Source organism: Promicromonospora kroppenstedtii (genome assembly GCF_044389675.1).
In the GTDB taxonomy this organism is placed as follows: domain Bacteria; phylum Actinomycetota; class Actinomycetes; order Actinomycetales; family Cellulomonadaceae; genus Promicromonospora; species Promicromonospora kroppenstedtii.
In genome coordinates, this window is sequence record NZ_JBIRYI010000013.1 from 103,177 (window position 1) to 127,526 (window position 24,350).

23 protein-coding genes are annotated in these 24,350 nt (G+C 74.5%); 14 read left to right on the plus strand and 9 right to left on the minus strand.

Going from position 1 to position 24,350, the window contains the following annotated elements:
- Window positions 1-23: 23 nt before the first annotated feature.
- Window positions 24-743, plus strand: a complete 720-nt coding sequence (locus ACH47X_RS20190; RefSeq protein ID WP_397406319.1) for an FAD:protein FMN transferase — start codon at window positions 24-26, stop codon at window positions 741-743.
- Here ACH47X_RS20190 and ACH47X_RS20195 read toward each other — a convergent pair.
- The 3 genes from ACH47X_RS20195 to ACH47X_RS20205 all read right to left on the minus strand — a co-directional run bounded on the left by ACH47X_RS20195 (window position 709) and on the right by ACH47X_RS20205 (window position 3,668).
- On the minus strand, window positions 709-1,950 hold the full coding sequence (locus ACH47X_RS20195; protein WP_397406321.1) for a sensor histidine kinase: 1,242 nt from the start codon (window positions 1,948-1,950) through the stop codon (window positions 709-711). The two genes, ACH47X_RS20190 and ACH47X_RS20195, sit on opposite strands and share 35 nt — an antisense overlap.
- Window positions 1,947-2,618 (minus strand): response regulator transcription factor, encoded by a 672-nt coding sequence (locus ACH47X_RS20200; RefSeq protein ID WP_397406323.1) that lies wholly within the window; start codon window positions 2,616-2,618, stop codon window positions 1,947-1,949. The genes ACH47X_RS20195 and ACH47X_RS20200 overlap by 4 nt, the downstream gene beginning before the upstream one ends.
- Before the next feature lie 114 nt (window positions 2,619-2,732).
- Window positions 2,733-3,668, minus strand: coding sequence for an Acg family FMN-binding oxidoreductase (locus tag ACH47X_RS20205; protein WP_397406326.1), 936 nt, complete (start codon window positions 3,666-3,668; stop codon window positions 2,733-2,735).
- A gap of 139 nt (window positions 3,669-3,807) precedes the next feature.
- On the opposite strand from ACH47X_RS20205, the gene ACH47X_RS20210 reads away from it, so the two are divergent.
- A complete protein-coding gene (locus ACH47X_RS20210; RefSeq protein WP_397406328.1) occupies window positions 3,808-6,540 on the plus strand; it encodes a cation-translocating P-type ATPase in 2,733 nt (910 codons plus the stop codon).
- On the opposite strand, the gene ACH47X_RS20215 is transcribed toward ACH47X_RS20210, so the two are convergent.
- Entirely contained in the window at window positions 6,516-7,163 is a 648-nt protein-coding gene (locus tag ACH47X_RS20215) for a TetR/AcrR family transcriptional regulator (protein WP_397406330.1), read from the minus strand. The genes ACH47X_RS20210 and ACH47X_RS20215 overlap by 25 nt on opposite strands.
- Window positions 7,164-7,234: 71 nt before the next feature.
- On the opposite strand from ACH47X_RS20215, the gene ACH47X_RS20220 reads away from it, so the two are divergent.
- Entirely contained in the window at window positions 7,235-7,621 is a 387-nt protein-coding gene (locus tag ACH47X_RS20220; RefSeq protein ID WP_397406332.1) for a DUF1761 domain-containing protein, read from the plus strand.
- Between the two features lie 18 nt (window positions 7,622-7,639).
- The gene (locus tag ACH47X_RS20225; RefSeq protein WP_142034106.1) at window positions 7,640-7,930 is read left to right on the plus strand and encodes a DUF1905 domain-containing protein; all 291 of its coding nucleotides are present in this window, start codon (window positions 7,640-7,642) and stop codon (window positions 7,928-7,930) included.
- On the opposite strand, the gene ACH47X_RS20230 is transcribed toward ACH47X_RS20225, so the two are convergent.
- Window positions 7,899-8,918, minus strand: a complete 1,020-nt coding sequence (locus tag ACH47X_RS20230; protein ID WP_397406335.1) for a LacI family DNA-binding transcriptional regulator — start codon at window positions 8,916-8,918, stop codon at window positions 7,899-7,901. The two genes, ACH47X_RS20225 and ACH47X_RS20230, sit on opposite strands and share 32 nt — an antisense overlap.
- Window positions 8,919-9,092: 174 nt before the next feature.
- Here ACH47X_RS20230 and ACH47X_RS20235 point away from each other — a divergent pair, with 174 nt between their 5' ends.
- From ACH47X_RS20235 to ACH47X_RS20255, 5 genes are read left to right on the plus strand one after another with little or no spacing between them, the layout of a single operon-like run.
- Window positions 9,093-9,620: a TRAP transporter small permease gene (locus tag ACH47X_RS20235; protein WP_397406337.1), complete on the plus strand. Its 528-nt coding sequence runs from the start codon at window positions 9,093-9,095 to the stop codon at window positions 9,618-9,620.
- Window positions 9,617-10,891, plus strand: coding sequence for a TRAP transporter large permease (locus tag ACH47X_RS20240; RefSeq protein WP_397406339.1), 1,275 nt, complete (start codon window positions 9,617-9,619; stop codon window positions 10,889-10,891). Before ACH47X_RS20235 ends, ACH47X_RS20240 begins: the two co-directional genes overlap by 4 nt.
- A 37-nt stretch (window positions 10,892-10,928) precedes the next feature.
- On the plus strand, window positions 10,929-11,948 hold the full coding sequence (locus ACH47X_RS20245) for a DctP family TRAP transporter solute-binding subunit (protein ID WP_397406341.1): 1,020 nt from the start codon (window positions 10,929-10,931) through the stop codon (window positions 11,946-11,948).
- Entirely contained in the window at window positions 11,945-12,802 is an 858-nt protein-coding gene (locus ACH47X_RS20250) for a shikimate dehydrogenase (RefSeq protein WP_397406343.1), read from the plus strand. Before ACH47X_RS20245 ends, ACH47X_RS20250 begins: the two co-directional genes overlap by 4 nt.
- Before the next feature lie 20 nt (window positions 12,803-12,822).
- Window positions 12,823-14,718 (plus strand): sugar phosphate isomerase/epimerase and 4-hydroxyphenylpyruvate domain-containing protein, encoded by a 1,896-nt coding sequence (locus tag ACH47X_RS20255; RefSeq protein ID WP_397406345.1) that lies wholly within the window; start codon window positions 12,823-12,825, stop codon window positions 14,716-14,718.
- Here ACH47X_RS20255 and ACH47X_RS20260 read toward each other — a convergent pair.
- From ACH47X_RS20260 to ACH47X_RS20270, 3 genes are all read right to left on the minus strand, one after another.
- Window positions 14,646-17,510: a sugar-binding domain-containing protein gene (locus ACH47X_RS20260; protein WP_397406347.1), complete on the minus strand. Its 2,865-nt coding sequence runs from the start codon at window positions 17,508-17,510 to the stop codon at window positions 14,646-14,648. The genes ACH47X_RS20255 and ACH47X_RS20260 overlap by 73 nt on opposite strands.
- Before the next feature lie 142 nt (window positions 17,511-17,652).
- Complete coding sequence (locus ACH47X_RS20265; protein ID WP_397406349.1) at window positions 17,653-18,489, minus strand: AraC family transcriptional regulator; 837 nt, start codon at window positions 18,487-18,489, stop codon at window positions 17,653-17,655.
- A 20-nt stretch (window positions 18,490-18,509) separates the two neighbouring features.
- Window positions 18,510-19,142: a TetR family transcriptional regulator gene (locus ACH47X_RS20270; protein ID WP_397406351.1), complete on the minus strand. Its 633-nt coding sequence runs from the start codon at window positions 19,140-19,142 to the stop codon at window positions 18,510-18,512.
- 60 nt (window positions 19,143-19,202) lie between these two features.
- On the opposite strand from ACH47X_RS20270, the gene ACH47X_RS20275 reads away from it, so the two are divergent.
- From ACH47X_RS20275 to ACH47X_RS20295, 5 genes are read left to right on the plus strand one after another with little or no spacing between them, the layout of a single operon-like run.
- Window positions 19,203-19,832 carry a biotin transporter BioY gene (locus ACH47X_RS20275; RefSeq protein WP_036960107.1) on the plus strand — a complete coding sequence of 210 codons (630 nt, stop codon included), beginning with the start codon at window positions 19,203-19,205 and terminating at the stop codon, window positions 19,830-19,832.
- Window positions 19,829-20,959: an AMP-binding protein gene (locus ACH47X_RS20280; RefSeq protein WP_397406353.1), complete on the plus strand. Its 1,131-nt coding sequence runs from the start codon at window positions 19,829-19,831 to the stop codon at window positions 20,957-20,959. The genes ACH47X_RS20275 and ACH47X_RS20280 overlap by 4 nt, the downstream gene beginning before the upstream one ends.
- The gene (locus ACH47X_RS20285) at window positions 20,949-22,076 is read left to right on the plus strand and encodes a thiolase family protein (protein ID WP_397406355.1); all 1,128 of its coding nucleotides are present in this window, start codon (window positions 20,949-20,951) and stop codon (window positions 22,074-22,076) included. The genes ACH47X_RS20280 and ACH47X_RS20285 overlap by 11 nt, the downstream gene beginning before the upstream one ends.
- Window positions 22,073-22,759, plus strand: a complete 687-nt coding sequence (locus tag ACH47X_RS20290; RefSeq protein ID WP_397406357.1) for an energy-coupling factor ABC transporter ATP-binding protein — start codon at window positions 22,073-22,075, stop codon at window positions 22,757-22,759. The genes ACH47X_RS20285 and ACH47X_RS20290 overlap by 4 nt, the downstream gene beginning before the upstream one ends.
- Entirely contained in the window at window positions 22,753-23,349 is a 597-nt protein-coding gene (locus ACH47X_RS20295; protein ID WP_397406359.1) for a CbiQ family ECF transporter T component, read from the plus strand. Before ACH47X_RS20290 ends, ACH47X_RS20295 begins: the two co-directional genes overlap by 7 nt.
- 12 nt (window positions 23,350-23,361) lie before the next feature.
- Here ACH47X_RS20295 and ACH47X_RS20300 read toward each other — a convergent pair whose 3' ends face one another.
- Window positions 23,362-24,243: a PhzF family phenazine biosynthesis protein gene (locus tag ACH47X_RS20300; protein ID WP_397406361.1), complete on the minus strand. Its 882-nt coding sequence runs from the start codon at window positions 24,241-24,243 to the stop codon at window positions 23,362-23,364.
- Between the last annotated feature and the right edge of the window lie 107 nt (window positions 24,244-24,350).

Below are 24,350 nucleotides of genomic sequence, written 5' to 3' on the forward strand. Positions count from 1 at the left end.
CCGTGCGGTACCTGGAGACGGTCATGGGAGTCCCGATGTCGCTCGACCTGCGGGCCCCGGACGACGAACGCTCCCGCGCGGCGGCGCGCGCGACGTTCGACCTGCTCCGGGCGGAGGACGCGCGGTTCAGCCCGTTCCGGGAGAGCAGCGAGCTGCGCCGGTACGAGCGAGGGCTCGTGGGACCGCCCTCGCCCCAGCTGGCCGAGGTGCTGCGGCTCGCCGAGGACGCCAGGGCCGCCAGCGGCGGGGCTTTCGACGTGCGTCGGCCGGACGGCGGCCTCGACGCCAACGGCGTCGTCAAGGGCTGGGCCGTGCAGCGGGCGGTCGGGCTGCTGCTCGCCGAGGGCTTCGGTGACCTGTGCTTCAACGCCGGGGGCGACGTCGCGGTCCGGGGCGCCCCGGAACCGGGGCGCGACTGGGTCGTGGCCGTGCGTTCGCCGCTCGCCCGGCACGAGCTGATCGCCCGGATCGAGGTCCGCGACGGTGCGGTGGCGACGTCCGGCACCTATGAGCGCGGGCAGCACGTCTGGGACGGGCGCACCGGCCGCCGCGCGGACCAGCTCCTCGCGGCCACGGTCGTGGCCGGCGACCTGACGACGGCCGACATCCTCGCCACCAGTGTCCTGGCCCTCGGTCCCGACGGCGTCGGGTGGGCGCTCGGGCAGGGGGCCGCGTGGGCGCTCGGTGTGCGCCCGGACGGGTCCCTGGTCAGCGGCGGCGCGGCGCCGCGCCGGGCAGCGTGAGCGTGAGCCGGGCGCCGTGCCCGCCGTCCTCGCGCCCCGCCGCCGTCACGTCACCGCCGTGCTGGGCGGCGATCTCGGCGACGAGCGCCAGCCCGAGGCCGTAGTGCCTGCGACCCGCTGGGGCCTCTTCCGGCCCGCGGCGTGAGGCGAAGCGTTCGAAGAGGTCGGCGCCGTCCCCGGCGAAGCCCGGACCGTCGTCCTCCACCACGACCCGCGCGTCGACCCGGCCCGGGTGGACCGTGACCCGCACCTCGCCGTCGGCATGGTCCACCGCGTTGTCCACCAGGGCCGTCACCGCACGTCGGACCGCGGCGGGGGTCGCCATGGCCGACACCGTGGTCTCGCCCTCCGACCGGAGCCGCACGCCCCGTTCCTCGGCCGCCGGCCGTGCCGACTCGACCACCTCCCGGACGACGGCGGCGAGGTCCATCGCGACCGGGTCCACCGAGCGGGGGTCCGCGGCGACGAGCAGGTCGTCCAGGATCTCGGTGAGCGCGGCGGTGTCGGCCAGCAGACCGTCGACGTCGCGGCCGATGGCACCGGCCTGGTCGCCGGGCGCCTGCGTGACCCGCCGGCGCAGCAGCTGGGCCCGCGTGGACAGGAGTGTCAGGGGAGTGCGCAGCTCGTGGCCGGCGTCGGCGACGAAGCGGCGCTGCATGGCGAGAGCCTCGGCCGTGGGCCGGACGGCCCGTCGGGCGAACCACCAGCCGCCCACGGTGGCCAGGAGCACTCCCATGGCTCCGGCGACCGTCAGCGCCACGACCAGCAGGGCCAGCCCCTCGCGCCGTTCCGACGGGTCAAGAACGGCCTGCACGACCCGGCCGGGCCGCACTCCCGTCAGCGTCTCGTAGGTGCCGGCGGGGACGCTCACCTGCCGGCGCAGCTCCTGGCCCGTCCGGGCCGCCTCCGCCATCAGGTCCAGGTTGGGCAGGCCGTCCGGCAGTCCCGGCGTGGTCTCCAGCCCGCGGGCCGACTCGATCGCCACCCATACGCCGGGATCGACGTTCTCGGCGTGCTCGGCGGTCGCCACCGCGGACTCGAGCCGGCGTTCGTCCTCCTCGGCATACCCGCGCGCCACCACGAGCACCGCGGTCACGGCGACGACCAGGAGACACACCAGCACCAGCGCGCCCGTCTGCAGGCCGAGCCTGCGGCTCGTGCGCCGCAGGAGGGCACGTTCGGCGGCGGTGGCCCGCGCCCGGCTCACAGCGCACCGCACCGGTAGCCGAGACCACGTACGGTCACCACGGCACCGCGGCCGAGCTTGCGCCGCAGGTAGTAGACGTAGGTGTCGACGACGCCCTCGTCCGTGACGTCGGGGAAGACCTCCTCGAGCACCTCCCGGCGGCTGAAGACCTGGTTCCGCCGCCGTGCGAGCAGCTCCAGGAACGAGGCCTCGCGCTCGGACAGGTCCACGGTCCCGCCCTCGGCCAGGTCGACGCGCCGGCCCGGCACGTCGAGGCGTCCGCCCGGCACCCTGATCTCCTGCGCGCTCGCGGGTGTCACGGCCGCGCGCCGGCGCAACGCGCGCAACCGGGCCAGGAGCTCGTCGACGTCGAACGGCTTGCCCAGGTAGTCCTCCGCGCCCGCGTCGAGCCCCTCCACCCGGTCGGCCGGGTTGCTCAGGGCCGACAGCATGAGCGCGGGCGTCGGGACCCCCTTGGACCGGAGGCGGCCGAGCAGGTCGAGCCCTTCCACGGCGGGTAGCCCGCGATCGAGGACCAGGACGTCGTACTCCCTGGTCAGGCCCAGGTGCAGGCCCCGCTGGCCGTCACCCGCGACGTCGACGGCGTACCCCTCGGAGGCGAGGATCTCGGTGAGCATGTCCGAGAGCTGCCGGTCGTCCTCGACCAGCAGGATCCGGGACTGCGGCATCGGAACACCTCTCTCTCGCACGCGCGAGGGTGAACGGTACGCGCGACGGGTTCAGGCTCCCACGAACACGCGCCGGAAGCCTCGCGCCCGGCCGCGCCGCCGACGCCCCGGTGCTCACGGCACGGCGCGGCGGGGCGTGCGGGCGGTCGCCCCGCCGTACCCGAGCCGCATCAGCATCTGCGGGTGGCCCTCGACGCCCAGGACCTGCCGCAGGTCGCGACGGGTCGACCGGTTCTCCAGGACGGTGGTCGCGAACGAGGCACGCACGAAGAAGGACGTCGCGGTCAGCAGCAGGTGCTCGAGCGCCTCGCCCGCGACGACCCAGTCGGGCGCGGCGTCGCCGGCCGTCAGGAGGACGGCCATCGTGGACCGCGTCTCGAACTGCGCGCTGTCCGCGCTGGCCAGGAACCGGCGGACCGGCGCTTCGTCGTCGATGCTGCGGGGCCCGAGGGCATCGGCGGGCACGCCGTCGAGACGCTCGCCGCCGACACCGGTCCAGGCCGCTTCCTCGTCGCGTGCGGCCGGGTCCGCGGCCGCCAGGGCCTCCGCCCGGCGTACGAGCGCGAGCACCCGGTCGCGCAGAGGGTCGGACGCCTCGATGACACGCAGCTCGGCACCCTCGTCGTGGGCGGCGCCCTGCACGGCGTGCAGAGCGTCCCGGAACAGCGGCCGGTCCTCGAGCGGCAGCCGCGTCGTCGTGCGACGCGTGATCGCGGCCGCGAGCTCCCGCTCCTCCGGGTCCGGGTCCCTGCCGGGGCGGAGCTCGAGGCGAGCGACCAGCAGCGGGTCGTCCGGGTCGGGCAGCACCGCGGCCGCCACGGTCAGCGACTCGCGCCGAGCGGCGGCCCGGACGTTGAACAGGAACGCGCCGCAGCTGATCAGCATCTCGCGCCCGTGCGGGTCGGCGTGGCGGAGCTGCCGCGAGGTGTCGGCACGCAGAATCACCACGTCGCCCGCGAGCGTCACCCGCCACGGCTGCGTGTTGAACACGCTCGGCGCGCTCGCACCCGCGCGCAGCACCCTCTCCACCCGTGCGTCGGTGACCTCCATCGTCGGCCTCCTGGTGTCCTGGCCGGTCGGTGGGACCGGGCTGCCGCCACCCTTTCTGTCAGCACACCATCCGCACGGCCGGCGGGACAGGGCCTTTCGGCCCTGTATCGTCCCGGCGCCGCTGCCTACCGTCGGAAGCATGGCAGGGACCGACGAGGTCACGCTGAGCGATCCGCGCGAGCCGCTCGTGCCGCTGATGCGCGAGCTACGCACGAAGCCGGAGGGTCTGTCGGGACGAGAAGCCGACCGGCGGCGGCTGGTGTACGGGCCGAACGAGCTCGAGCGACGCCGGCGCACCGCGTGGCCCGGGCAGCTCCTGCGCCAGCTCACCCACCCGCTCGCCCTGCTGCTGTGGCTCGCCGCAGCGCTCGCCTTCGTCTCCGGGACGGCCCCGCTCGGGTACGCGATCGTCGCCGTGATCGTGCTGAACGCCGCGCTCGCCTTCGCGCAGGAACAACAGGCCGAGCGCGCGGTCGAGGCGCTCGCGGCCTACCTCCCGGCCACCGCGACCGTGCTGCGCGACGGCTCGCGCGCCGTGGTGGAGGCGCGCGACCTGGTCCCCGGGGACGTGCTCCTGATTGAGGAGGGCGACCGGGTCTCGGCCGACGCCCGGCTGATCGACGGCGGCGTCGAGGTGGACCTGTCCACACTCACCGGTGAGTCGATGCCCGCCTACCGGTCGGCCGAGCTGCTCGACCTGAGCGGCCCGCTGCTGGAGGCGCGCGACCTGGTGTTCAGCGGCACGAGCTGCACCGAGGGCGAGGCGCGGGCGGTGGTCTTCGCGACCGGCATGCACACCGAGCTCGGGCGCATCGCCGCCCTGTCCCAGCGGGTCGAACGCGAGGAGAGCCCGCTGGAACGACAGGTGAAGCGGGTTGCCTGGCTGATCGCGGCGGTCGCAGTGGGCGCGGGTGCGGTCTTCCTGCCCCTGGGCGCGCTCGTGGCCGGGCTGCCGCTGCCCGAGGCCGTCAACTTCGCCATCGGGCTGCTGGTCGCCAACGTGCCCGAGGGGCTGCTCCCCACGATCACGCTGGCCCTCGCTGTCGGCGTGCGGGTTCTCGCCCGGGGCGGCGCGGTGGTCAAACGCCTGTCGGCGGTCGAGACGCTCGGCTCGACGACGGTGATCTGCACCGACAAGACCGGAACCCTGACCCGCAACCGGATGACCGTCACCAGCATCTGGACGCCCGCCGGCCTGCTCGCGCTGGACGGCGTCCCCGGCGTTCCCGGGAGCGCGCCGGTCCCGACCGCGCTGGCCCAGGCCCTGGCGGCCTGCTCCAACGCCGAGCTCGACCCCGACCGCCCGGACGAGGGTGCGGGCGATCCCACGGAGGTGGCGCTGCTGCGCGCTGCGTCCGCGCTCGGGGCCGACGTGGCCGTCGACGTGCGGACCGGCAGGCGGCTGCGGCAGTTCCACTTCGACCCCGGGCTCCGGCTGATGTCCACGGTGGACCGGGTCGCCGGCCGCGCCGTCGTCCACACCAAGGGCGCGCCCGAAGCGGTGCTGGACCGGGCCGCCGGCATGCTCGCGCCCGACGGCGAGACGCGCGCCATGACCGCGCAGGACCGCCGGATGCTGGCGGACGTCGTGGCCGGCTACGCCCGCGACGGGCTGCGTCTGCTCGCCGTCGCCCACCGGGTGCTGCCGGACGGCGCCTCGTTGCCCACCCGGCGGGAGGACGCCGAGCGGGACCTCGTCCTGCTCGGCGTGGTGGCCATGGTGGACCCGCCACGCCCCGAGGTGGCCGAGTCCGTCGCCCGGTGCCACACCGCGGGCATCCGGCTCATCGTGGTCACCGGCGACCATGCCCTGACCGCCGCGGCGATCGCCCGCCAGGTCGGCATCGCCCGCCACGACACCGTCGTGCTCACCGGGGCCGACCTGGAGGCGATGAACGAGGACGAGCTCGACGGCGTCCTGGCCGCAGGCCGCGAGCTGATCTTCGCGCGCAGCTCGCCCGAGGTGAAGTTGCGCATCGCCGACGCGCTGCGCGCGCAGGGCAACGTGGTGGCCATGACCGGGGACGGGGTCAACGACGCGCCCGCGCTGCGGCGCGCCGACATCGGGATCGCCATGGGGGTGACGGGGACGGACGTGGCCCGCGAGGCCTCGACCATGGTCCTGACCGACGACAACTTCGCGACGATCGTGACCGCTGTCGAGGCGGGCCGCAGGGTCTACGACAACGTCCGCAAGTTCATCGTCTACATCTTCGCCCACGCCACGCCCGAGGTCGTCCCGTTCCTGCTGTTCGCGCTGTCCGGGGGTGCGATCCCGCTGCCGCTGACCGTGCTGCAGATCCTCGCCATCGACCTCGGCACCGAGACGGTGCCGGCGCTCGCCCTGGGTCGCGAGCCGGCCGAGCCCGGGCTGATGGGCCGGCCGCCACGCTCCCGCGGGGAGAACATCATCAGCGGCTCGATGCTCGGCCGGGCCTGGGGGCTGCTGGGTGGCGTCTCGACGGTGCTGGTCCTCGCGGGCTTCTTCCTGGCGCTCGTCCACGGCGGGTGGAGCCTCGGCGCGCCGGTCGGCCCGGGTACGCCGCTGCACCACGTGTGGCAGGAGGCGACGACCATGACGTTCCTCGGGATCGTCGCTTGTCAGATCGGCACCGGCCTGGCGTCCCGCACCCAGTACGCCTCCTTGCGCTCGATCGGCCTGTTCAGCAACCGCCTGCTGCTGTGGGGCATCGCGGCCGAGCTTGTGTTCGCCGCGGCGCTCGTGACCGTCCCGTTCCTGCAGCGCGTGTTCGGGACGGCGGCGCCGCCCGCCGAGCTTCTCGCGCTCCTGGTGTTGTTCCCGGTGGTCGTCTGGGGAGCCGACGAGCTGTGGCGCCTCGTCCGGCGTCAGCGGTCGGGCCGGGCGCCGTAGCGGGCCAGGAACGTGGCGACCGCCTCGTGGGCGACGGCCTCCAGCTCCTCGGCCGGATAGCGCGCCGCGCCGCCGGTCAGGGTGAGGCGGTTCAGGGGCGCCGCCAGGGTGAGCCAGGTGAGCTGCTCGGCGGCTACCTCGGGCTCGTCGACCCGCAGCAGGCCGCGGGCGGCCAGGTGCCGCAGGGCGTCGGCCAGGAGCGCCTGGTTGTGGTCCCAGCTCCGGCTGACGTAGTCGGCGGCCACGTCGGGGAACCGTTCGGCCTCGGCGGTGATCAGGGTCCGCATCTGGAGCACCGGGGCGCTCAGCACGCCGTGGTGCAGGGTGCGGCAGAGCCGCAGCAGCCCCTGGCGGACGTCGTCGGTCGCCATCAGCTCCGCCAGGTGCGGGGCCATCGCGTCGCGGCCGCGGTCGACCCAGTCGCGCACGACGGCCGCGTACAGGATCTCCTTGGACGCGTACTGCCTGTAAAGGGTCTGCTTCGAGATCCGCGCCTGCGCGGCGACGGCGTCCATCGTCGCGCCGGCGTACCGGCGCGCGAGCAGCACCTCGCGCGCGACGTCGAGGAGGTCGGTGCCGCGGCTGCCACCGGGCCGGCCGCGGCGCTGGGATGGGCTGGTCACGAGAAAATAGTACTGGACAGTACTCCGGGCATCCGCTTACAGTACTGTGTAGTACTAAAAGGAGGATCGTCATGATCGCGTGGGGTGTCGCAGTCGCCGCCGTGGCGGCGTTCGTGCTCAGTTCCGTCTACTACGTCGTCGTCTCGCCGCTCGAGCGGCGAGCGCTCGGCGACCGGGTGCTCGACCGCGGCCGCCCCGGCCCGTTGCGGGTGGTCACCGAGCTCGTGCGGACGGCGGTGGTCGCGGCCGGGTTCGCGTGGGTCGCCGCGCAGGCCGGCCTGCTGGCGCTGCCGTCCTCGCTCCTGCTGGCGCTCGTGCTGTGGGTGGCGTTCCCCGTGGTGCTGCTCACCGGGTCGATCATCTGGGAGCGGGTGCCGTGGCAGACGGCGGCCATCCACGCGGGGGACTGGCTCCTCAAGCTCCTGCTCGTGGCGTTCGTCCTCGGGCTCGTCCACTGATCCGAAGGGAATCCGATCATGTCCGCAGTCGGCACCGGTCCGCTGGACCGAAGCTTCACCGCAGTACTGCTCCGGAGCGAGGCGAAGGGTGGCTGGACCTACCTGAAGCTGGACGGCTCCGCCGAGTACTTCGGCACCCGGGGTCTGGTCAAGGTCCGGGGAACCATCGACGGTGTCGAGTTCACCAGCTCCTTCATGGCGCTCGGCGACGGCACCCACAAGCTGCCCGTGGCCGCCGGCCTCCGCCGCGAGATCGGCAAGGAGGCCGGCGACACGGTCAGCGTGCGCCTGCTGGAGCGCCTGGGCTGACGGGCTCCCGCGCCGGCCCCGACGACTCCCGCAGCACCAGCTCGGTCGGCAGCCTGATCTGCTCGGCGTCCTGGGTGGTGCGCCCGGCGAACTGGTCGATCAGCAGCTCGACGGCCAGCCGGCCCGCGTGCGCGCCGGGGCCGCCGAGCGTCGTCAGCGACGGGTGGACGAACTCGGAGGCGAAGATGTCGTCGAAGCCGACCACGCTGACGTCGTCGGGCACCCTGATGCCGCGCTGGGTGAGGCGGCGGATGACACCGAAGGCCAACAGGTCGTTGTGCGCGACGACCGCCGTCGCCCCGGTGCGCAGGGCGCCGTCGGCCGCGGCGCCGCCGTTGGCGACGTTGGGGGTGTAGGGGCCGACGCGGTGCGCCGTCAGGCCGTGCTCCTCCGCCCCGGCGCTCAGTGCCGCCCAGCGCACCGCGCCCATCCAGGACCCCGGTGGGCCCGCGCAGTAGGCGAAGCTGCGGTGCCCGAGCGAGGCGAGGTGCGCCAGGATCTGCTGGCAGCCCGCGCCGACGGCGAGCGTGACGCTGGTCAGCCCGGCCAGCTCGCGGTTGAGCAGCACCACGCGGTGCTTCTCCGCCAGGGCGACCAGGGCGTCGTCGGACAGGCGGCTGGCCGCCAGGACGAAGCCGTCGACGTTCGGGGACAGGTCGCGGACCTGGTTCTCCTCGATGCGCTGCGACTCCTCGGCGTTGACGATGACGAGCGTGACGTCGGACGCCTTGGCGCGCTGCTCCGCGCCGCGGATGAGCTCGAAGAAGTGCGGGTTGGTGATGTCGGACAGCACCATCGCGATGGTGCGGTGCCGCCCGCCGGGCAGCGCGCGGTTCTGCGGGACGTGCTCGTAGCCGAGCTCCGCTGCCGCGGCGAGCACCCGCTGCCGCGTGGCCTCGTTGACCCGGCCGGGCTTGTTGAAGGTGCGCGAGACCGTCGAGGCGGCCACGCTGGCCGCCTTCGCGACGTCGTAGATCGTGGGCTGCACCCGGGCATCTAGCCATATGTCCTGCAATTTTGGCAACTACTTGCACAACTTGCCAGGTGGTTTCTACTGTCGCCGCACTACGACGCCGCACACCGACGTGCGGCGGCGACCGCACCGCACACGGACGTGCGGTGCCGGACGGAAGGGGATCGTCCCGATGTACGTGAAGCACCCATGAAGCAGGGCCTGCGGCGCGTCGTGCAGGTGCTCACCGGCATCGAGCTCGCCATCGCGTGCCTGGCCACGGCCCTGATCTTCGTGCTCATCCTGTTCCAGGCCGCGCAGCGCTACCTGCCCGTGCCGCAGATCGTCTGGGCGGGCGAGATGTCGCAGTTCGGGCTGATCTGGCTCACGTTCGTCGCGGCCGGCGTGCTGGTCACCCGCAACGGCCACATCGCCATCCAGCTCATCGACAACGTCCCCGGCGCACTCTTCGCGCGCGTGGTGCAGACCGTCGCCATGGCCCTGGTCGCGGTCATCTCCGCGGCCTTCACCTGGGCATGCTGGGAGCTCGTGCACTCCGCCGGCTTCCTCACCTCGCCCGCCCTCAGGCTGCCGATGTCGTGGGTCTACGCGATCGCGCTGATCGGCCTGGTGAGCGCGACGGTCCGCGCGGTCGTCGCCGCGGTGCAGATCGCCCGGTTCGGCCCGCCGCCGCCCGACCACGACGGGCTGATCGTCGAGGGCGAGGCCGCGCGATGACGTCGCTCCTGCTGCTGGTCACGATCATGCTGCTGCTGACGCTCCGCGTGCCGGTCGCGTTCGCGTTCCTCGGCCCCGGCCTGGGCTACCTGCTCATCGAGGGGCAGTCGCTCGGCCTGCCGATGCGGCTGGTCGCCGACGCCACCGGCAACTTCGTGCTGCTCGCCATCCCGCTGTTCATCCTGCTCGGTGTGGTCGCCAACCACGCGGGCATCGCGGACCGGCTCTTCGACTTCGCGCTCGCCCTGTTCGGCCGGGTGCGCGGCGGGCTCGGCTACGTGAGCGTCGGCGTCAGCCTCGGCTTCTCCTGGATGAGCGGCTCCGCGGTGGCCGACGCCGCGGCGCTGAGCAAGGTGGAGATCCCGCCCATGCTGCGTGCCGGGTACTCCCGGCGGTTCGGCCTCGGCGTGGTCGGCGCGTCCGCGCTGATCGCCCCCGTCATGCCGCCGAGCATCCCCGCCGTCATCTTCGCGGGCCTCGCCTCCGTCTCGACCGGCGCGCTGTTCGCGGCCTCCGTGGTGCCGGCGCTGCTCATGGTCGCCGGGCTGTGCCTGGTGGTGTTCCTGCTGGTGCGCCGCCAGCCCGGCATCCGGCACATCGGGTTCTCCTGGCGGCGGGTCGCGCAGACCGGCAAGCGCGTGCTGCTTCCCCTGGGGGCGCCCGTGGTCATCCTCGGGGGCATCCTGGGCGGCTTCTTCACGCCCACCGAGGCGGCCGCCGTCGGCGCGGCGTACATGATGGTCCTCGGCTTCGCCTACCGCCGCCTGAAGATCAGCGACCTGCCGAAGATCTTCGTCGAGACCGTGCTGACCACTGCCGCGATCATGCTGATCGTCTCGTCCGCGGTGCTGCTCGGCTACGTGCTCGCCCTGGAGCGGGTGCCCCAGGCGCTGTCCGGGCTCGTGCTCGGGTTCACCGACGACGGCACGGTCTTCCTGCTGATCGTGCTGCTCCTGATGCTGGTGCTCGGCACCGTGGGCGACGCGACGCCCATCCTCGTGCTCGTCGTACCCATCCTGATGCCGATCGCGGCCACCCTCGGGGTGGACCCGCTCGTGCTCGGCGTCGTGATGATCATCTCGCTGATGATCGGGCTGATCACGCCCCCGGTCGGCACCGTGCTCTTCGTCCTCGGCTCCACCCAGAAGGTGCCGGTCGGCGAGGTCTTCCGGGGCACCCTCCCGTTCATGGTGCCGCTGACGCTGGTCTGCGTCCTGATCATCTTCTTCCCCGGCCTCGCCACCTGGCTGCCGGCCCTGCTCGGCCTCTGAACCTCCGCTGCTCGGTCCGAACCGAAAGGGAACCCTCATGTTCGCTCGTCGTACCACCGTGGCCGGCGCGGCCGCGGTCCTGCCCCTCGTCCTCCTGACCGCCTGCGGCGGCACCGGGACCGACGACGCCGCCGGAGGCGGCCAGGTCGAGCTGACGCTCGCGCACAGCTACACCGAGGACCAGCCGCAGCACCTCTGCGGCGCCCAGGTCATCAAGGAGGAGGCCGAGGCCGCCGACGTCGGCATCACCGTCGAGGTCTACCCCAACAGCCAGCTCGGCGGGGACGCCGACCGGATCGCGTCCGTGCAGGCCAGCGACGTCGACATCGACATCCAGGGCGCCTCGGCGCTCGCGGCCGTCTACGAGCCGGCCGGCGTGGTCGACGCAGCCTACGTGTTCGACGACGCGGCGCACCTCGACCGGTTCTTCGCCGACGCCTCGGCCGACCAGCTCGAGCAGGACTTCAAGGCCGCCTCCGGGGGCGTGTCGATCCTCGGCGCGTGGTCGGCCGGGGCCCGGCAGTTCACCGCCGACCGGGCCATCCGCGAGCCCGCCGACCTCGACGGCCTGCGGATGCGGTTCCCGGGCTCCGCGCAGCACCTGCTCAACGCCGAGGCCCTCGGCGCTCAGGCGACCGAGGTCGCCTACGAGGAGCTCTACCTCGCCCTCCAGCAGGGCGTCGTGGACGGGCAGGAGAACCCGCTGACCAACATCGACGCCAGCAACCTCGTCGAGGTGCAGGACTACCTGAGCCTGTCCGACCACGGCCAGAACTCCAACCTCATCGTCGCCGCGCCGTCCTACGACGCCGAGCTCGACGACGACCAGCGGGCCGCGCTGGACGCGGCCGTCGCGGCCGCCGTCGAGCAGATGCCCGGCTGCGTCGAGGACGCCGAGCGGGAGATCCTCGAGGCCTGGGAGCAGGACGGTGCGATCGAGGTCGTCGACGACGTCGACCGGGAGGCCTTCGCCGAGCAGACCGACGCCTGGTTCCGGGACAACCTCGAGGGCGACTCGCTCGCGGTCTACGAGGCCATCCGGGGCTCCGCGCAGTGACCGGCGAGTACCGGGTGGCCCTGCTGGGGAACGGCATCCGGGCCTCGCTGTCGCCCGCCCTGCACATGACGGAGGCGCGCCACCTCGGCCTCGGCTACGAGTACCGGACGGTCGACCTGATCGACCGCCCGCACGTCGACCTCGGCGCCGAGCTCCGCCGGCTGGAGGATGCCGGCTACGCCGCGACCAACGTGACCCACCCCTACAAGCAGGCCGTCCTCGACCACGTGACCGACCTCAGCCCGACCGTGCGCCACCTCGGGTCGGCCAACCTCGTGCTGTTCGACGACGGCCGCCGCACCGCGCACAACACCGACCGGCCCGGGTTCCGCGCCGCGCTCGCCGGGTTCCTCGGCGACGACGGTGCCACCGGCGCCGTGCTCCAGGTCGGGGCCGGGGGAGCAGGCCTCGCCACGGTCGCGGCCCTGCTCGACCTCGGGTTCGACACCGTCGTCGTGCACGACGCCGACCCGGCAGCGGAGGCGACCCTGCTCGACCGGTTCTCCGCCGGCCGGCCCCGGCTGCTGCCCGGCGACGGCGGGCTCGACCGCTGGCTGCCCCGCGTCGACGGCGTCGTGCACGCCACCCCGGTCGGCATGGCCGAGCATCCCGGGGTCGCGTTCGACGTCGACCGGCTCGCGCCGTCCGCCTGGGTCGCCGAGGTGGTCTACCGGCCCCTGGAGACCGAGCTCCTGCGCCGTGCCCGGGCCCGCGGCCTGGCCACGCTCGACGGCGGCGGGATGGCCGTGGGGCAGGCCGCCGAGAGCCTGCGCCTGATCACCGGCCTCGACCCCGACACCATCCGGATGCACGCCCACTTCCACCGGCTCGTCACCCGACGGCCCGGTACCTGAACCACCGGCGGAGGACCGACATGCGCAAGTCGATAGCGACCGTCTGCCTCAGCGGCAGCCTGGAGGACAAGCTCTACGCCTGCGCCGACGCCGGCTTCGACGGCATCGAGATCTTCGAGCCCGACCTCGTCGTCAACGACCGCAGCCCCGAGGAGATCCGGGCGCTCGTGGACCGGCTGGGCCTGAGCCTGGACCTGTACCAGCCGTTCCGGGACTTCGAGGGCGTGGGGCCGGACCTGTTCGAGGACAACCTGCGCCGGGCCCGGGCGCGCTTCGAGACCATGCGGCGGCTCGGCATCGGCACCGTGCTGGTCTGCAGCAACGTCGCGACCGCGACGATCGGCTCCGACCGGGTGGCGGCCGAGCAGCTGCGCCGGCTGGGTGACCTCGCGGCGTCCTACGGGGTCCGGGTGGCCTACGAGGCGCTCGCATGGGGCAAGTACGTGGACGACTACCGCCGCTCGTGGGAGATCGCCCGGCTGGCCGACCACGAGGCGGTCGGGGTGTGCCTGGACAGCTTCCACATCCTCTCCCGCGGGCACGACCCGGCAGCGATCGAGGAGATCCCGGGGGAGAAGATCTTCTTCGCCCAGCTCGCCGACGCCCCCGACCTGACCATGGACGTGCTGTCCTGGAGCCGGCACCACCGGCTGTTCCCCGGCGAGGGTGCCTGGGACCTCGGCCGGTTCGTGACCCACCTCGTGCGCGCGGGGTACACGGGGCCGCTGTCGCTGGAGGTGTTCAACGACGTGTTCCGGCAGACCGATCCCGGCCGGACCGCCGAGCACGCCCTGCGCTCCCTCGTCTGGCTCGAGGACCGGGCGGCCAGGCTCCTGGCCGACGACGGCGTGGGCCCGGCTGTCGTGCTCGACCGGATCGCGGACGTCGACGTGCCGACCGGCTACGACTACGTGGAGATCAAGGCCGAGGACACCCACGAGGTCGAGGTGATGCTCGACCAGCTCGGGCTGACCTTTCGCGGGCAGCACCGCACCAAGCCGGTGCGGCTGTGGTCGTCCGGCGCCGCGAACGTGGTGCTCAACGAGCAGCGGGCCCGGGACCTGGCGCCGCACGTGGCCGGAATCGGCCTCGGCGTGGCCGACGCGGCGGCGGCGAGCGACCGGGCCCGCGCCCTGGCCGTGCGCGCGGTGCCGCGCCGCACCCAGGCCGGGGAGCTCGACCTCGCGGGGTTCGTGGCGCCCAGCGGCCTGGAGGTGTTCCTCAACGACCGGCGCACGCGGACGCCGGCGGGCACCGAGCCGGCCTGGGCCGCCGAGTTCGACCGGGGCCGTCCCGGCCCCGGCGCGGGGCAGATCAGCGGCGTCGACCACGTCAACATCTCCCACGGCTGGGACACGCACGACGAGGCGGTGCTCTTCTACACGACGGTGCTGGGGCTCGAGAGCCCGACGGCGACCGAGGCCGCGGGCCCGCAGGGGCTGGTCCGCAGCCAGGTCATGCGCACGGCCGACGGCGCGGTCCGGATCTCGCTGAACGTCGCGCCCGCGGGCGTCTCCCACCCCCAGCACATAGCGCTGGCCTGCACCGACGTCGTCGCCGTCGCGCGCAGGGCGGGCGAGCGCGGGCTGCCCCGCGTGCCCGTGCCCGCCAACTACTACGACGACCTGCGGGCCCGGTTCGGGCTCGACGACACGACGCTCGCCCTGCTGCGCGACCACCAGCTCATGTACGACCGCTCCGAGGCCGGCGAGTTCTGGCACTTCTACACGCCCCGCGTGGGCCACCTCTGCTTCGAGGTGGTCCAGCGGGTCGGCGGGTACGACGTCTACGCGGGCGACAACACCCCGGTGCTGCTGGCCGCCCAGGACCGCCTGGACCGGGCTCAGCGCAGCAGGCTCAGCAGGTCCTCCGGCGTCAGCGTCTCCGCGGGCGAGAAGTCGTCGCCGGCCAGGTAGTCCAGCAGGCTGCGCCGGAGCTGGCGCGCGGCCCTACGGTCGCCGGACGGGTCGAGGTCGAGCGAGCTCACCATGATCCGGCCGGCGCCGACCCTGGCCTCGACCAGGACACCGAGCCGGCGCGCCTCGAACCAGGTGTCGATCGGCTGGGCGACCGGGCGCAGCCCGGTGGGGAGCCCGTCGAGCAGCATCGCCTTGGCGCCGTGCAGGAGCTCCCACCACTGCCAGTCGGTGGTGCCCGTGGTGGGGAAGTGGCGGAACACCGGGTGCTGCGGGTCGTGCAGCACCCCGAGGGTGTGCGGGGCCTGGCCCTTGGTCCAGGCGGTGTTCCAGAACGCCGGGGTGAACCCGAGCGCGACGTCGTTCCCGATCTGCTCCGCGCCGAGCTCGAGCAGCACGGTCGCGCCCGCCCCGGCCCGCTCGACGGCCTCGCCGACGTCGCTGGTCACCAGCACGGACGCCGGGGTCGTGACCTCCGCCGCGGCCGGGTAGACCCACAGGTCCCAGTCGTTCTCGTACCGGGCGCCGGCGGTGTCGGCCACGGTGACCACCAGGGTGACCTGTGCGGGCCCGGCGGTGAGGCCCGCGGGAACGCGCACCGGACCGAACCGGGTGCCGTTGCCGACGGGGACGGTCGCCCCCCGGGCGACCGAGCCGCTCCCGAGCTCGGCGCCGTCCTGGTCGAGCAGGCTCCAGGTCACGTCCGCATCGATCGGCCCCGCGCCGAAGTGCGCCACCTGCACGTCGAAGTCGATCTCCTGGTCCGCCGTCCAGACGCGCCGCGGCAGCCGGGCCAGCGGGACGGTGGGACCGCAGAACCGGGCGAACTCGTCCGCCGTCGAGTACCCCTTGGACTCCCAGAAGGGGTTGAGCACGCCGACCAGTGCCGTGCCCTGGCCGGGGAAGTCGCTCAGGCCGAGCAGGTGGAAGCCGCCGAAGCCCTCCGTACGTAGTGCCGCCTCGATGTCCTCCTTGTAGCAGAGCAGCTGGAGCCGGCCGGAGGCGTGCAGGAACGCGGCGGCCTGGTCGGACATGCCGCCCTGCTCCAGGAAGTCCGCGAAGATGCCGAAGTTCTTGGGCTGCAGCAGCCCGGTGTACCTCGACACCTCGCCGAGGTCGGGGTAGGCGCACCACTGCCCGATCTCGTGGCTGACGATCGGGCGCGGCCGGGACCCGACCCATTCGCGGTAGTCGGACCGGGTCTCCGGCGGGCGGCCGTTCAGCCGGGAGTCGAGCCCCTCGCCCCAGCGGTGCGCCCGCGGGTCCGGGATGTTGTCGAAGTCGTTCTCGACGAGGGCGGGCCAGCCGGCTCCGCTGGTGTACAGCCGCCGCGGGTCGTAGGTCCGCCAGGTCGTGACCCACGACGCGAGGAACTCGGCGTCCCTGCCGCCGGGCTCGTTGCCGTGCGCCATCATGACGAACGACGGGTGGTTGCCGTAGGCGTCGAGGATCCGGCGGGTCTCCTCGTACAGGTAGGCGTCCACCGGTCGCGACTCGCCGAGCGCGGCCCCCTGGTTGGCCCAGACCGGGCCCTCGGCCTGGATGTAGAAACCGGCTTCGTCGGCGGCGACGAAGGCGGCCTCGGGCGGGCACCACGAGTGGAAGCGCAGCAGGTTCAGCCCGTGCGCCTGGCAGACGGCGATGACGTGACGCCAGGCGTCGACGTCGGTCGGCGGGTAGCCGGTCAGCGGGAAGACGCACGACTCGAGCGTGCCGCGGACGAACGTCCGGCGTCCGTTGATCGTCACCTGGGTGCCCTCGACCCCCACCTCGCGCAGGCCGAACACGGTGCGGGCGACGTCACGGTGCTCGTGCCCGCCCACGTCGGTGACCAGCTCGACCGTGAGCTCGTACAGGGCCGGCCGGAACTCGTCCCAGGTCAGCGCGTCGTCGCCCAGCGGGAGCTCGACGTCCACGTGCGCCCCGCTCGACGTCAGACCGCGTTCGCCCAGGTCGCGGCTGTACTCGGCCGCGAAGGCGGCGCTCACCGGCCCAGCCTCGTGCTCGCCCGGCACGTTGAACCGCCGGGCCCGGACCCGGACGGTCCCGGCGCCCGCGCCGTCGCTCCCGGCGGCGATGTCCACCTTGACCAGGGCGGAGCGGGCGGCGACGTCGGGCACGACGCGCACCCGGCTGACGGTCACGGCCGGTGTCGCGGTCAGGGACAGCGCGCCGACCACGCCGTTCCAGTTGCCCTGGGTATGGTCCGAGACGCTGTGCGCGTTCGGTCCGACGTCGACCACGGCCCGGTTGTCCACGCGGATCGTGAGCACGTGCCTGCCGGGGGCCAGGCGGCCGAGGTCGAGGCGGTGCGCGGTGGTCAGGCTCCGCTCGGACCCGACGAGGCGCTCGCCCACCCACACCGTGGACTCCCAGTGCACCCGCTCCAGGGACAGGATGACGTCCCGCCCCGCCCAGCCCGCCGGGATCTCGACCTCGCGCTGGAACCACGCCGCGCCGCGGTAGTACACGCGGGGCTGGAGCCAGAACGGGACCGCGACGGCGCCCGGCTCGCGGTACGGCGCGTACCGGTCGTCGGTGAAGTACGACCGGTCCACGATGCTGCCGGTCCAGGGCGTGTCGAGGCCGACCGGGTCGCCGAGCCCCTGGTGCTGGACGGATCCGGGAAGCCGGACCGTCGGCGCGTCCCCGGGCAGGCCGCGCCGGAACCACTGGTCGAGCTCGCCCACGCCCTCCGGGTCGAGGGCGCACCGCCACTCGCCCGACAGGTCGAGCGACCAGTCGGCCTCGGGCGTGGTCCCGGTCTCGGGTGCGTGCGGGTCGAGGAGCATGAGCGGGGGATCCCTTCGGGCGGCGTCCGGCTCGACGGCGAGCCTGGTCCGACCCTAGGTCGGCGCCCGGGGCGGCTGAAGGGACGATGCTCTGCACTTCCATGGACGGATCCACGATCCGGCTGCCGGCCCCGGCGCTCCCTCAGCGGCCCTTGCGGGCGCGGTACTCGCTGGGGCTCATGGAGTGGATCCGCCGGAACCGACGGGAGAAGTACAGCGGGTCGGGGTAGCCGACCTGGCGTGCGATCGAGGCGACCGTCCGGTCCGTGGTGTCGAGGAGCTCGCGCGCCGACGCCATGCGCAGCCGGGTCTGGTACTCGAGCACGCCGAACCCGGTGGCCCTGCGGAACAGCGCCGCGTAGTGGGACTGGCTCAGGCCCGCCATCCTCGCCAGCTCGGGGACGGTGACGCGGTCCGCGAGGTTGGCGCGCAGGAACTCGAGCGTGTTCTCGATCGGCGCCGCCCGGTCGGGGGCCGTCGTGCCCCGGTCGGCCGCGATCAGGGCCAGGGCGTGCCACGCGGCGCCTGCGGCTGCCGCCAGGCTGGAGGCCGTCTCGTCACGTTCCATCCGGCGCAGCACGGTGTCGGTCAGCGCGATGACCCGGGACGGGTCGCTGAGCTGCACGACCGGCCGCCGCACGGTCACGTCCGTCCCCTCGAGCAGCGCGGCCAGGGCCGGGCCGGTCACGTGCATCCACCAGATCGTCCAGGGGTCGGCGGCGTCGGCCTCGTAGCTGTGCGGGGTTCCCGCCGGGATGATCACGGCGCCGCCCGCGACGACCTGATGGACGCCGGACGCCACCACGCACGTGCCCTGACCGGCGCCGCAGACCATGACGATGTCCTGCGCCGCACCCTGCGGGCGGGACCTGCTGTGCTGGGCCGCCCGCGGGTAGAACCCGACGTCGGTCACGAGCAGCTGGGACGTCACCGGCCGGGTGCGTGCCCGGGCCACCAGGGGCTGGGGCAGCACCCGCATGCGCTGCCCCGGGAAGCCGGTCAGCGACCCGCCCGCGCCGTGTGGCGGCGCACCGCCGCGTCGAGGCCGTCGGCGATCATGGTCAGCGCCTCCGCGAAGTCGGCACCTGCCTCCGGGGGCGCGCTGACGGCGTCCGGGCTCAGCGACGTCTCCGTGTCCAGCAGCCCGAGGGCGTCGGCGCTCAGGCGCTGCTGCTCGTGGAAGGTGAACCCGACGACGTAGTGCATGACGGTCTCCGCGGCGACCAGCGCCAGGGGGTCCGGCACCCCGTCCCGGCGCGTGGCCCGCATCAGCTGCGACTGGACCGGGGAGTCGACGAGCCCGAGCGCCAGCGAGCTCGACACCAGCTCGGCGCCGTCGCGGTAGGCGAGCAGGCACTCGCGCAGCCGCCCGCCCAGCAGGCGGACGACGTCCGAGGTGGGCAGATCCTCGACGTCGACCTGGTCCATCGGCCCGAGGATCCGCGCGCTGACCGCCGCGAGCAGCGACTGCTTGTTCGGGAAGTGCCAGTACAGGGCACTGACCTGCACGTCGAGGGAGGTGGCGATGGCCCGCATGGTCAGGTCGGGCAGGCCGTACTCGTCCAGGAGCCGCAACGCCGTCCTGGACACGTCGTCGCGGCTGTGCCGACGGCCGCTTGCCGGTGCGCTCATCGCGCCACTATATTCCTGAACGCCGTTCAAGTGAACGCTGTTCAAGTGGGAGAGGTACCGATGCGAGACGACTACCGATCGAGCCGGCGCGCGCTGGACGCGACCGACCTGGCCCGGGTGGCCGTGATGGCCGCGACCATCGCCGTGCTCGGCCTGCCCGGCAGCTTCAGCGTCCTCGGCGCGGTGCCGATCACGGCGCAGTCGCTCGGCGTCATGCTGGCCGGCGCGATCCTCGGGCCCCGGCTCGGGGCGCTCTCCGTCGTCGTGCTGCTCGCGCTCACCGCCACCGGCCTCCCGCTGCTGGCCGGCGGTCGCGGCGGGCTCGGCGTGTTCGTGGGCCCGTCCGCCGGGTACGCGATCGGCTGGATCGCCGCCGCGTTCGTGATCGGGCTGATCGTGCACGCCACGCCGTACAAGCCCACCGTCTGGCGCACGGCCCTGGGGGTCGTCGTCGGGGGCATCCTCGTGGACTACGCGTTCGGCATCCCCGTCCAGAGCCTCGTGACCCGCCTGCCGCTCGGGGAGACCGCGCTGACCAGCCTCGTCTTCGTCCCCGGAGACCTGGTCAAGGCGGTGCTCGCGACGCTCGTCGTCCTCGGGCTCGTGCGCGCCTACCCCCGCGCGTTCCGGCGCACCTGGCAGCCGAGGAAGCGGCGCGGCACCGACGACCAGGTGCAGGCCGGACGGTGACACGGCGCATCGTCACGCTCGACGACACCGCTGACTCCCTGCTCGACCGGATCCGCGCCGTGCGGGCGGCGGGCGACGTCCCCCTCGTCGCGGACTCCCGCTGGCCGGCCGCCCAGCGGACGGCGGTCGACGACCTCGTCCGCGCGGCCGAACCGCCGGCAGGCGCGGCCTGGGCGACGCTCACCTCCGGCAGCAGCGGCACCTCCCGCGTCGTGGTGCGGACCGAGGAGTCCTGGGCGCGGTCGTTCGCCGCGGTGTCCGCGTTGCTGGACGATCCGTCGGCGTCGGACGCGGCGCCGGTCGTCGCCCTGCCCGCCCCGGCGTCGTCGTCGCTCACGCTGTTCTCGCTGGCGCACGCCCTGGCCGGCGGCCCGCACCCGGCCCTCCCGGGGGACGACGCCGGCCTCGCGGCGGCCACCGCGTTCCACGGCACGCCGCACGCCCTGCGCACCCTGCTCGAACGCGGGGCGCTACCGCGCGTGCGCACCGCCCTGGTCGGCGGCTCCCACCTCGACCAGCGGGTCCGCGCGCTCGCCGAGTCCCGGGGCGTCCGCGTCGTCGCCTACTACGGCGCGGCCGAGCTCTCGTTCGTGGCCGCCGACGACGGCACCGGTCTGCGCCCCTTCCTCGGGGTGGAGGTCGACGTGCGCGACGGCCAGGTCTGGGTGCGCTCCCCGTACGCGGCCCTCGGCTACCTCGGCGACGCCGGGCCCCTGCGCACGGACGGGCCCTGGGCCACCGTGGGCGATCTCGCCGACCTGCGCGACGGCACGCTCACGCTGCGCGGCCGCGCGGACGGCGCCATCCTCAGCGCCTCCGCCACCGTGGTCCCGGAGGAGGTCGAGGCCCACCTCCGGCGCCTGCCCGGCGTCCGGGACGCCGTGGTCTTCGGCTACCCGGCCGGCGGCGTCGGCGCGCTGGTCGCCGCCGTGGTGGAACCGGCCGCCGGCCGCGCGCCGGTCAGCGCGGGCCTCCTGCGCGAGACGGCGGCGTCCGGGATGAGCCCGTCGCACCGGCCCCGCATCTGGTTCACCGGCGACCTGCCACGCACCGCCGCCGGAAAACCGGCCCGCGCCGAGGTGGTCCGCCGTGCGCTCGCGGGGGAGGTGCGCCGAGTTGTCGGCTGACGCCGTGGTCGTCGCCGCGCGCCGGACGCCGGTCGGCACCCGCGGGCGGGCCCTGGCGGGCCTCGGCGTGGAACGGCTCGCCGCGCCCGTCGTCCGCGCCGCCCACTCCGACGCCGCGACAGCGGCCGGCCACCCGCTGGTCGTCGCCGACGTCGTGCTCGGCAACTGCATGGGCCCAGGCGGCAACCCGGCCCGCGTCGCGGCGCTCGCCGCCGGGCTCGGCGTCGAGGTGCCCGGCGGCACCGTGGACCGGCAGTGCGGCAGCGGGCTCGCCGCCGTGCTCGACGCCGCCACGGCGATCCGCGCGGGCGACCTCCGCGCCCGGATCGCGGGTGGCGTCGAGAGCGCCTCGACGGCGCCCGTCCGCTCCGTCGACGGCACGCCCTACTCGCGCGCGCCGTTCGCGCCGCACGGATGGCCCGACCCCGACATGGTCGAGGCCGCGGAACACCTGGCCGCCGCCGACGGCATCGGCCGCGACCGGCAGGACGCCCACGCCGCGCGCAGCCACCGCCGGGCGCGCGCCGCCCGGGATGCCGGGCGGTTCACGGCCGAGCTCGTCCCGCTGGCAGGCCTGACCGCGGACGACAGCATCGGCGTGGCCGAACGGCTCCTGCCCCGGCTGCCCGTCCTGTTCGACGGCGGCACCCTCACCGCGGGCACCGCCACGCGGATCAGCGACGGGGCGGCCGCCGTCGCGCTCGTCCCGGACGCCCTCCGGGGCGACGCGCCGGGCCTCGTGCTCCGGGGCCACGCCGTGGTCGGCTGCGACCCGGCGCTCCCCGGGATCGGCGCCGCGCCGGCCGTGGCGGCAGCCCTCGACCTGGCGGGCGCGCGGGTCGGCGACGTCGCGGCGTTCGAGATCGTCGAGGCGTTCGCCGCCCAGTCGCTCGCCGTGCTCGGCCGGCTCGGCATCGCCGACGACGACCCGCGGGTGTGCGCGGACGGCGGGGCCCTGGCCCTGGGCCACCCCTGGGGGGCGAGCGGCGCGATCAGCGTGGTGCGGCTGTTCGGCCGGCTCGTGCGCGGGGGAGCTCCCGCCGGGTCGCTCGGCGTCGCCGCGGCGTCCGTGGGCGGCGGCCTGGGCGTCGCCGCGGCCTTCGAGGTGGTCCGATGAGCGGGGTCGAGCTCGAGGGCGTCAGCGTGCGCCTCGGCGACACGGACGTGCTGCGCGACGTCACGCTGTCCCTGCGGGCGCGGACCGTCGCCGTCATCGGCGAGAACGGCTCGGGCAAGTCGACGCTCGCGCGCCTGCTCAGCGGCCTGGCCGTCGCCCGCGAGGGCACCGTGCGGGTGCTCGGCCTGGACCCGGCCCGGCAGGTCGCGGAGCTGCGCCGGCGCGTCGCCGTCGTCTTCAGCAACCCGGACGCGCAGATCGTCATGCCGACCGTGGCGGAGGACGTCGCGTTCTCCCTGCGTACCGAGAAGCTGTCCCGCCAGGAGCGGTCCGAGCGGGTGACCGCCGCGCTCGTCCGGTTCGGGCTCGCGGAGCTCGCCGACCGGTCGTCGCACGAACTGTCCGGCGGGCAGAAGCAGCTGCTGGCCCTGTGCGGCGCCTTCGTGCGGGACCCGGAGCTGGTCGTGGCGGACGAGCCGACCGCCTACCTCGACGCGCCCAACGCCCGCCGGGTCGCCGACCACCTGCTCGAGGACGCCGCGCACCGGCTGGTCCTGGTGACGCACGACCTGGCGCTCGCGCGCCGCTGCGACGTCGCCGTGCTCGTCCAGGACGGATCCGTGACCGAGGTGGGAGCGCCCGACGACGTGCTGGCCTCGTACGAGGCGAGCATCCGGTGGTGACCCTCTACCGGCCGGGGGAGGGGCCCTGGTACCGGCTGCCGACCGGGTGGAAGACGGCGCTGCTCCTCGTGGTCGTGCTCGCCGTCTGCCTGCTGCCGCCCACCTGGTGGGCGGCCGGCGCGATGGCTGCCGTCTGCGTGGCCTGCTACGCGGTACCGGGCATCGGGCTGCGGGAGCTCGTCCGCCAGGCCTGGGCCGCCCGCTGGATCGTCGCCGTGACGCTCGCGGGCCAGCTGATCTTCCTGGACCCGGAGCACGCCGTCGCCAACGCCGCGCGGGTGACCACGGCGATCACGCTCGCCGGGCTGCTCACGCTGACCACCCCGGCGACCGAGCTGCTGGACACGGTCGAGCGGGCCATGCGGCCGCTCGCGCGCCTGGGCCTCGACCCGCAGCGCGCGGCCTTGACCCTCTCCGTGACGCTGAGCACGCTGCCCGTCCTCGCTCGCCTCGCCCGCGACGTGCGCGAGGCGCAGCTCGCCCGCGGCGGTGGCCGGAGCCTGCGGCACTTCGCGATGCCGTTCCTCGTCATGGTGCTCAAGCACGCCGACGAGCTGGGCGACGCGCTCGCGGTGCGCGGGGTGCGATAGGCGCGCCCCGGATCAGAGGTGCAGCACCCCCTCCGCGGTCACCACGCCGCTGCCGGTGATCGTGACCAGCGGCCCGTCGACGCGCAGCTCGATCCGGCTGGGCCGGCCCAGCGCGCGGCCCTGCTCGACGACGATGCGCGCCGGGTCGGCCACGAGCCCGTCGCGGGTCAGCACGGCGGCGAGCGGGCCGGCCGCCGTGCCCGTGGCCGGGTCCTCGGCGATGCCCACGGTCGGGTTGAAGAACCGGGCGTAGGCGCTCAGGCCCGCGGCGGGGTCCAGGCCGGTCGTGTAGACGTAGCAGCCCTCGGCCCCGGCGTCCGCCAGCAGGGCGCGCAGTCCCGCCGTGTCGGGCAGCACGGCGTCCACCGCCGCGATGTCGCGCACCGGCACCAGCAGGTGCTCCGCGCCGGTGGAGGCGACCTCCGCGACGCGGTCGGCGCTGAGGTCCTCGGGGCGCAGGCCCAGCACGGCGGCCAGCGCCGCGCGGTCCTCGACCCGGCCCAGGAACCGCGGGGCGGACTGCGCCATCGAGACCTCGACGCCGGAGCCGGGCCGCGTCACCCGCACGTCCAGCAGGTCGTCGCCGATCTGCTGGACGAACCGGTCCCTGGCCGGGTCCAGCCGCCCGGCCAGCGCCAGCCAGATCCAGGCGCCCATCGCGTTGTGGCCCGCGCCGAAGACCTCCACGCCGGCGGGCGTGAAGGACCGCAGCCTGTGGTCGGCCCCGGATCGGTCGGGGCGGACCAGGAACGTCGTCTCGGACTGGTTGAACTCCCGGGCGACCGCCTGCATCGTCGCCTCCGGCAGCGGGTCGGCGTCGGGCACGAGGGCGAGCGGGTTGCCGGTCAGCGGCGTGGCCGCGAACACGTCCACCCAGTAGAACGGAACGTCCACGGAGGCTCCTTGGTCGGCGTCGGCGATCGGTGGCCCCATGCTAGGGGTGCCGGTGCAGGACCCGGTGGGCGGGGCCGAGGCCCCGCCCGGAACGGGCCGAAAGACCC